The sequence below is a fragment of the Phyllobacterium sp. P5_D12 genome, assembly GCF_054049495.1.
In genome coordinates, this window is record NZ_JBFUMG010000192.1 from 1 (window position 1) to 8,040 (window position 8,040).

Here is an 8,040-nt window from a genome sequence, read left to right on the forward strand (position 1 = left end):
AGCAAGAACCGCAAAAGGATAAGACAACTCTGGAAAGTCGAGGGAAACCTCGCGCCGAAGGTGTAAGTGCAGCCGGACGCAAGTCCTAAGCTGCGCGAGTCTCTCAGGCTTCCGACAGAGGGGCAAAGAAACGGTCCGTCCTTGTGGCGGGGATCTTTGCACGACTCTGGAGTAAAAATGGGCGCTGAAAAAAACCTGAAATCATTGCCGCTTGATGATCTGCATAAAGCCGCCGGTGCGCGCTTTGGCGGGTTTGCAGGCTGGTCCATGCCAATCACTTATCCATTGGGGGTGATGAAAGAGCATCTGCATACACGCGAGAAAGCCGGGCTGTTCGATATCTCGCACATGCAGCTGTTTGATATTGCAGGACCTGGAGCAGCGGCGCTGCTATCCCATATTTGCCCGTTGGGCGCAGATACGCTGGCGACAGGGCAATCCAAATATACATTCTTCCTCAACGAGCAGGCGGGCATTCTCGATGATCTGATTGTCACGAGGCTCAGCGAAGACCATTTCATGGTCGTCGCCAATGCCGGCAATGCAGCCGCTGACGAAGCGCATTTGCGCGACGTTGCGAAGGGCTTTGATTGCAGGATCGACGCGCTCGATTGCGTGTTCCTCGCTATTCAGGGACCGCAGGCGGTGGATGTGCTGCGCGTGGCCGGAGTTCCCGGAACAGAGCTTGCGTTCATGCATGGCTTCGAGCCCAAGCCTGGCTGGTTCATGAGCCGCTCGGGCTATACGGGCGAGGACGGTTTCGAGATCGGCCTGCCAGCAGATGAAGCGCGCGAACTCGCGACCGTGCTCCTTGCAGACGAACGCGTGGCGTGGGTCGGGCTTGCTGCGCGCGACAGTCTGCGACTGGAGGCCGGCCTCTGCCTGCATGGCCAGGACATCACGCCCGAGATTGATCCCGTCGATGCGGGTCTTACCTGGGCGATCACCAAGCCAGTGCGCGAAAAGGCCGGGTTCATCGGTGCCAAAGCTCTGCTCGACAAGATCACCAAGGGCGCGGCACGAAAACGTGTAGGTCTGAAACCCGATAGCCGCCAGCCGGTTCGGTCTGATTCCATTCTGGTCGATATCCACGGCAATGCGGTCGGTGTGGTGACATCGGGCGGTTTCGGGCCCTCGGCAGGCTTTCCTGTCGCGATGGGCTATGTCGGCAAGGATTTCGCCCCCATTGGTACCCAGGTTTTCGCTGAAGTGCGCGGTAACCGCATTGCGCTCCACGTTCATTCACTTCCCTTCACCCCACATCGCTACCACAAAGGATAATTCAGATGGCAGCCACATATTTTACCGAAGATCACGAATGGGTCCGCGTCGAGGATGGCATCGCCACCGTGGGCATTACCGATCATGCGCAGGACCAGCTCGGCGATCTCGTCTTCGTTCAATTGCCGGATGTCGGTCAATCCCTGTCGAAGGGCGATGCCGCTGTTGTGGTGGAATCGGTCAAGGCGGCTTCGGATGTCTATGCGCCGCTGGACGGCGAAGTGACTGAAGTCAACGAGGCGACGGCAAGCGATCCCGCGCTGGTCAATTCTTCGGCAACCGGCGATGGCTGGCTATGGAAGATGAAATTGTCCGACACGGACCAGTTGACCGGTTTGCTCGACGAAGCCGGCTACAAAGCGATTATTGGTTGATCGATCATGAATAAAAGCATTTTTCCCTTTTCCGACCGCCATATCGGCCCGAGCATACAGGGCTCACGCGCAATGCTGGCGGCACTAGGCATTCCCTCGCTGGAAACCCTGATTTCGCAGGCTGTGCCGAAATCCATTCGTCTGGAACGGCCGCTAAATATCCCCGAAGCTGCCAATGAGGCAGAAGCACTGGCAGAACTTAGCCTCAAGATGGGTCAGAACAAAACCCATAAGAGCTTCATCGGGCAGGGCTATCACGGCACGCACGTCCCTGCGGTTATCCAGCGCAATCTCTTTGAAAACCCCGCGTGGTACACGGCTTATACGCCCTACCAGTCAGAGATAAGTCAGGGACGGCTGGAGCTGCTGTTCCATTTCCAGACACTGGTTACAGAACTGACAGGCTTGCCGGTTGCATCCGCATCGCTGCTGGATGAGGCGACCGCTGTGGCGGAAGCCGTTGGCATCGCCTACCGTCATCATCGCGAAAAGCGCAACCGCATCGTTCTTGCCGGAGAAGTGCATCCGCAGATCCTCGATGTGGTCAGGACCCGCGCCGAGCCTCTTGGCATGAGTGTGAACGGCGGCGAGATTGATGCCAGTGTCGCGGCGATCATCGTACCCTGGCCTGACACCTATGGTGTCTATGGCGATCACTCGGCGATCATCAAGGCTGCAAAAGCGACCGGCGCGCTGGTTATTGTGGTCGCGGATCCCCTCGCACTGACAATCACAGCTTCCCCCGCTTCGCTTGGAGCGGATATCGCCGCTGGTTCCATGCAGCGCTTCGGCGTTCCTATCGGCTATGGTGGACCGCACGCAGCATATCTCGCAGTGAGCGATAATCTTACCCGGCTTATCCCCGGACGTCTGGTTGGCCAGTCAGTAGACAGCAAGGGACGGCCGGGCTACCGCCTTGCGCTGCAGACTCGCGAGCAGCATATCCGCCGCGACAAGGCGACATCGAATATCTGTACCGCGCAGGCACTGCTTGCCAATATGGCTGTGTCCTTCGCCATCTGGCATGGCCCGCAGGGACTTCAGGCTATCGCTGCCCAAGTTCATGCAAGAGCTGCGCGTCTTGCGGCGGGACTTGCGGCTGCCGGCCTCAAGCTTGGCGGAGAACGCTTCTTCGATACGATAACGGTCAGCGTCCCCGGCAGGGCGACTTCCATTGCTGACGCTGCCGAAAAGGGCGGGCGCTTGCTCCGGGTCATCGATCATGACCGGCTCGGCATTACCGTTGACGAGACGACAACGGACGGGGACCTCAGCGCACTTGCAGCGCTGTTCGGTGCAAGCCTGCCGAATGATCCCGGCGTAAAGCTGCCAAGCACCCGGCCAGCTGAAGGGTTCATGACCCAGGCCGTGTTTCATCAGCAGCGTTCCGAAACCGAGATGATGCGCTTCCTGCGCCGGCTCGCCGACAAGGATCTGGCACTTGACCGGGCCATGATCCCGCTGGGCTCCTGTACGATGAAGCTCAACGCCGCAGCTGAAATGCTGCCCGTCAGCTGGCAAAGCGTTGCCAATGTGCACCCCTTTGCGCCATCCGATCACGCGCTCGGGTATCAATCGCTGACGGATGATCTTGAAGCGTGGCTGTCCGAGATTACCGGATTCGATGCGGTTTCCCTGCAGCCGAATGCAGGCAGTCAAGGCGAATATGCGGGCTTGCTTGCCATCCGCCGCTATCATCTCGACCGCGGCGACGACAATCGCGATGTGTGTCTCATTCCGGAATCCGCACATGGCACCAACCCGGCCAGCGCGCATATGGCGGGCATGCGCGTGGTCGTCGTTGCCTGCGAAGAAGCGGGTGATATCGATCTCGACGATCTGAAGGCCAAAGCCGAGAAGCACAGCGAAAGTCTCGCAGCGCTGATGATCACCTATCCCTCGACGCACGGTGTGTTCGAGGAGGGCGTGAAAGATATTTGCGCGGTTATCCACGGCCATGGCGGACAGGTTTATTTCGATGGCGCTAACCTCAATGCGCTGGTTGGTCTGGCTCGTCCCGGCGATATCGGGGCAGATGTTTGTCATATGAACCTACACAAGACCTTCTGCATTCCGCATGGCGGAGGTGGCCCGGGTGTAGGGTCAATCGGCGTCAAAAAACACTTGGCACCATTCCTGCCCGGGCATGTCGCTAACGGTTCAGGGCACGCGGTTTCGGCTGCACCATTCGGCAGTGCATCGATCCTGCCTATCACCTGGATGTATATCCGAATGATGGGCGGCGACGGATTGAAGCGTGCCACGGAAATGGCAATCCTCAATGCCAATTACATTGCCGAACAGCTGAAGGATACCTATCCCGTGCTGTTCCGGGGTCGCAATGGCCGCGTGGCGCATGAGTGTATCCTCGATACGCGGGTGTTGAAGGAAAGTGCCGGGATCAATGTCGAAGACATTGCCAAACGGCTTATCGACTATGGCTTTCACGCGCCGACCATGTCCTGGCCGATTGCTGGAACGCTGATGGTCGAGCCGACCGAGTCGGAATCGAAACGTGAGATCGACCGGTTCTGCGATGCGATGATTGCCATTGCCAACGAGGCGGCAAAAGTCGCGAGCGGTGAGTGGCCAAAGGACGATAATCCGCTGGTAAATGCACCGCATCCAGCCGGTGATGTTCTGGCCGATGGCTGGTCACATCCTTACAGCCGCAGCGAGGCGAGCCTGCCGGCTGGCGAAAGCGAGGACAACCCGAAATACTGGCCTCCCGTTTCCCGCATCGACAATGTTGCTGGCGACCGCAATCTGGTTTGCTCCTGCCCGCCGATGCAGGCTTATAGCTAGATCTCGCCTATTGCTGGGGCGCCGAGACGTATCCCGGCGCCTCAGCGCCTCAGTCACCAGTTTGGTGTCAGGTGCAATTCTTCATTGCTGTTGCCCTTGGCGGGAACGAGTTCCGTTGCCAGCTGACGCAATGCAAGCGGCAAGGCCTGCAAGTCGCTGGATTCAAAGGAAAGATGCGGCAGTTGCTTGGAGATAAGTTCGGCAACGATCCGTGCCTGCTGTCCGTCCCGCATACGCTTGGCCGCATCGCGATCGACACGCCGTGACAACCACAATTTATGCAGCGCGAAGGCCCGGGGGTCTGGACAGGAATAAGCCAACGGGTAGCCTCGCTCATCGATTACTACAGCCTGCGTTTTCGGACTGTTGACCAGCCAGGATAGCCCCTCGATTTCGATCGCCTGCAGATCGTCGGCATCAGCGCTGAAACGTGTCTTTTCTTTTGATGACATGACGTCTTTTGGTACGGGTTTGATGAGGTCCACCAGAAAACCATCCCGGTTCGCTGCCCGGTAGCCGTTCTTGGCTAAAGGCACAAAGGAATGGTCGATTTTCTGCAGAAGGCCGATCAATCCTTTATGAGAAAAATCCTTGGTTATCAGCCGCAGGTTGAATCGCGAATCCATCAACAAGTCGACATCCTGCGTCGAAAGCAATCCGCTGGTAATGTGAACGGCGGCCATGCGTTCATAGACAAACAGTGCATTGGTGCCGACAACATCAATGGCCGTGCCGATAAGACCGAGCTTGTCAAGCGCACGGAGAATACGTGCCGTCAAAAGCGGTACACGACCCAAAGCCATCGCTCGATTGACCGGGGCCAATTCATCCAGGCGTTGAGCCAAGCGCGCTACGCGCTCCTTGGAATTGTCGCGGCCAGCATGGAACTGGTTATAGATCGTCTCGGTTTCATGCGATCGCGGGCCCAAAGATTTCCATATTCCGTTGGTCTTTTTGTAGAGATATTCCTTGTCATTCGTGCTTTTCTTCCACGACATCGACCCGGAAAAGCGCTGCTCATATTCCTTCAAGCTGGTCCGATAGACCTCATAACCCTGCGCAGTGTCGATGTGCTGGCGAATCTGTTCAGAGGATAGTTCATTGAATTTACTCATCTTATCCCTATGAGATAGCAAATGGAGTGTGAAAGGGATAATATCACATCTGTTCGAGTTTAAAATGCTGATTTACAACATATTATCCCCAAGTCGTCAAAATCAGGCGCAAAAGGGATAATGTAATAAGTTCCGCAAATCGCCGATATTGCAGGCTGAATTTACCCGTTTGCTTACGTTCAGCAGTTCCATAATTAAGCTTATGCAACTTTATCGTTGCCGGAGGTGGATTCTAATTCGAAGTGCGACACGTTAATAATATCAACGTGTTAGCTTTGGAGAAGAATGCATGCCTCGCCTCTACGTGCAGCTCGATCTGGATGAACGTCGCAAACTGTATCGGCTTCGAGAAAAGAAACTGCCCGTTGATGAGATCGCCAGCCTGCTCGGCAGGCATCGTTCGACGATTTATCGCGAACTGAAACGCAACCATTTCCACGACCCGCAATTCAAACAATACAGCGGCTATTACCCGCTGACGGCCAACGACCTGTGTTTGCGTCGCCGTCATGTCCGGCGCAAGCTTGTCCGTTATCCAGGTTTGCGCGCTATGGTGATCGATCGTCTGCGCAACAGCTGGTCACCCGAACAGATCGCCGGACGATTGAAGACCGATGGCGTCAGTCCTTTTCGGATCTGTACGGAAACCATCTATCGGTTCGCTTATAGCCAGCATGGCCGCGAGCTGATGCTGTACCGGTATTTGCCGGAAGGCCGACGGGCACGCCGCCGCCGTGGCAGTCGTAAGCCGCGCGGCTCTCATATCCCTGTGTACTGCAGCATTCACAATCGCCCCGATACGATCAAGGAACGCAGCAGCTTCGGCCATTGGGAGTGCGATCTGATGGTGTTCCGCAAGGAATACGGTCAGAGCAATCTCACCTCACTGGTCGAACGCAAAAGCCGCTATACGCTGCTGATGAAAAACAATGATCGTCAATCATTGCCAATCATGGAAAAGATCATCACCGCACTCGAACCACTGCCCGCACCGGCATGCCAGAGCTTCACTTTTGATCGCGGCACAGAGTTCATGGGCTGGCGGCATCTGAAGAATGGCCTCGGTGCCAGGAGCTATTTCTGCGAGCCGAATTCACCCTGGCAAAAAGGCACTGTCGAGAACACCAACCGGCGCATCCGGCGCTTCCTGCCGCGCGACACCGACCTGATGCAGATCGATGGCCCATACCTCAGCCGGCTCTGTCGCGATCTGAATACCACCCCGCGCAAATGCCTCGGTTACCGAACACCAGAAGAAGTCTTTGCCCAGCACTTGCAACAGCTATGAACTCAACTACCCTCACCCCATGCCTGTCGCACTTCAGATGGAATCTACAGGATGGATGAGTGCCACATGCCGCGAATGCCTATTGAGATTGGGCGGCGTGTTGTGCTCGGCCAGCCGCTCTATATTTTTCAAGAATTATCGGATCAATCGTAAACAATTCCTGCGCTCGACCGACGCCGCGCAGCGCGAAGCGGCCAACCGATACCAGTTTTGCGCGCAGTTCTTCAGGCAGAGCTGCGGCGAAACGGTCGGAAAGGAGAACGTCCTGATCAACCGACCGGCACATGGAGGCAATGCGGCTGACTTCGTTGACTGCAGGTCCGACAACGGTAAAGTCCAGCCGCGTATCGCTACCGATATTGCCATAGAAGACCTCGCCGATATGAACGCCAAGATAAACATCCGTTGCGGGCGCACCGCTGGCCTTGCGCGTCTTGTTGAGTACCACCACGCGCTTGCGCAGGTGCATCTGCGCTTTCAATGCGGCGGTAGCCGCGCTTGCCGAATCCTCTTCGGTGAAAATCGCAAGTATGCCATCCCCGATCAGCTTCAATACATCGCCGCCCGCCTCCTGCACCGATGAAATGACGGCTTCAGCGTAGTCGTTCAACATGGGGATGATCGCATCAGGTGCAGCTGCATCGGAGATACGGGTGTAGTCCCGCAAGTCGGAATACCATAGCACCGCCTCGATGCGCTCGGCCGAACCGCGGTTGATCCTCCCTGCAAGCACCCGTTTCGCTGCATCACGGCCGAGATAGACGTCGGCCAGTGTTCTGACGATGCGCGTGAGCGAAGCGCATTTGACGGCGAGAGCGAGACCCCTCACCAATCGCCTGAGCGCGTCTACATCGTTCTCGGAGAAACCCTCTGAATCAGCGGTCGACCAGGAGGAATAGAAGCAGTCCATCTCGCCGATGCTGCCTTCACTCGAAAACCGATTCATGAAAGCGAGATAATCGGTACAACCCTCGCTCTTGAGAGTCGTCAGATGACGGAAGCTGATATTATCAACCTCGGCAAGCCGATGGCGCATCTCGTCCTCGCCGATTTGCAGGAGATGGTAGAAAGTCGAATTCTGCCAGTTGTCAGCGCTTTCGCCTTGCTGTGAGGAGCCATATTCGATGATGGCTTTCTCGACTTCCCCGTCCCGGCGCCACGGGAATGCCCTTCCCTC

General features: G+C 56.7%; 6 protein-coding genes and 1 riboswitch. Of the genes, 4 read left to right on the plus strand and 2 right to left on the minus strand.

The features are described 5' to 3' along the window. Positions 1-19: 19 nt before the first annotated feature. A riboswitch (glycine riboswitch) is annotated at positions 20-128 on the plus strand. A gap of 49 nt (positions 129-177) precedes the next feature. Genes gcvT through gcvP form a run of 3 tightly spaced genes read left to right on the plus strand, consistent with a single transcriptional unit; the run spans position 178 to position 4,460 of the window. Next, positions 178-1,281 (plus strand): glycine cleavage system aminomethyltransferase GcvT, encoded by a 1,104-nt coding sequence (gene gcvT / locus ACXJ5O_RS13990; RefSeq protein ID WP_457300416.1) that lies wholly within the window; start codon positions 178-180, stop codon positions 1,279-1,281. A 5-nt stretch (positions 1,282-1,286) separates the two neighbouring features. Further along, positions 1,287-1,655 carry a glycine cleavage system protein GcvH gene (gene gcvH, locus ACXJ5O_RS13995; protein ID WP_112532235.1) on the plus strand — a complete coding sequence of 123 codons (369 nt, stop codon included), beginning with the start codon at positions 1,287-1,289 and terminating at the stop codon, positions 1,653-1,655. Positions 1,656-1,658: 3 nt separating this feature from the next. Then, on the plus strand, positions 1,659-4,460 hold the full coding sequence (gcvP, locus tag ACXJ5O_RS14000) for an aminomethyl-transferring glycine dehydrogenase (protein WP_457300420.1): 2,802 nt from the start codon (positions 1,659-1,661) through the stop codon (positions 4,458-4,460). Between the two features lie 53 nt (positions 4,461-4,513). On the opposite strand, the gene ACXJ5O_RS14005 is transcribed toward gcvP, so the two are convergent. Continuing rightward, on the minus strand, positions 4,514-5,575 hold the full coding sequence (locus ACXJ5O_RS14005; RefSeq protein WP_457300417.1) for a GSU2403 family nucleotidyltransferase fold protein: 1,062 nt from the start codon (positions 5,573-5,575) through the stop codon (positions 4,514-4,516). Between the two features lie 289 nt (positions 5,576-5,864). On the opposite strand from ACXJ5O_RS14005, the gene ACXJ5O_RS14010 reads away from it, so the two are divergent. Beyond that, positions 5,865-6,863 (plus strand): IS30 family transposase, encoded by a 999-nt coding sequence (locus tag ACXJ5O_RS14010; protein WP_457300418.1) that lies wholly within the window; start codon positions 5,865-5,867, stop codon positions 6,861-6,863. 79 nt (positions 6,864-6,942) lie between these two features. Here ACXJ5O_RS14010 and ACXJ5O_RS14015 read toward each other — a convergent pair. After that, on the minus strand, positions 6,943-8,040 hold a 1,098-nt coding region (locus ACXJ5O_RS14015; protein WP_457300419.1), incomplete at its 5' end, for an adenylate/guanylate cyclase domain-containing protein.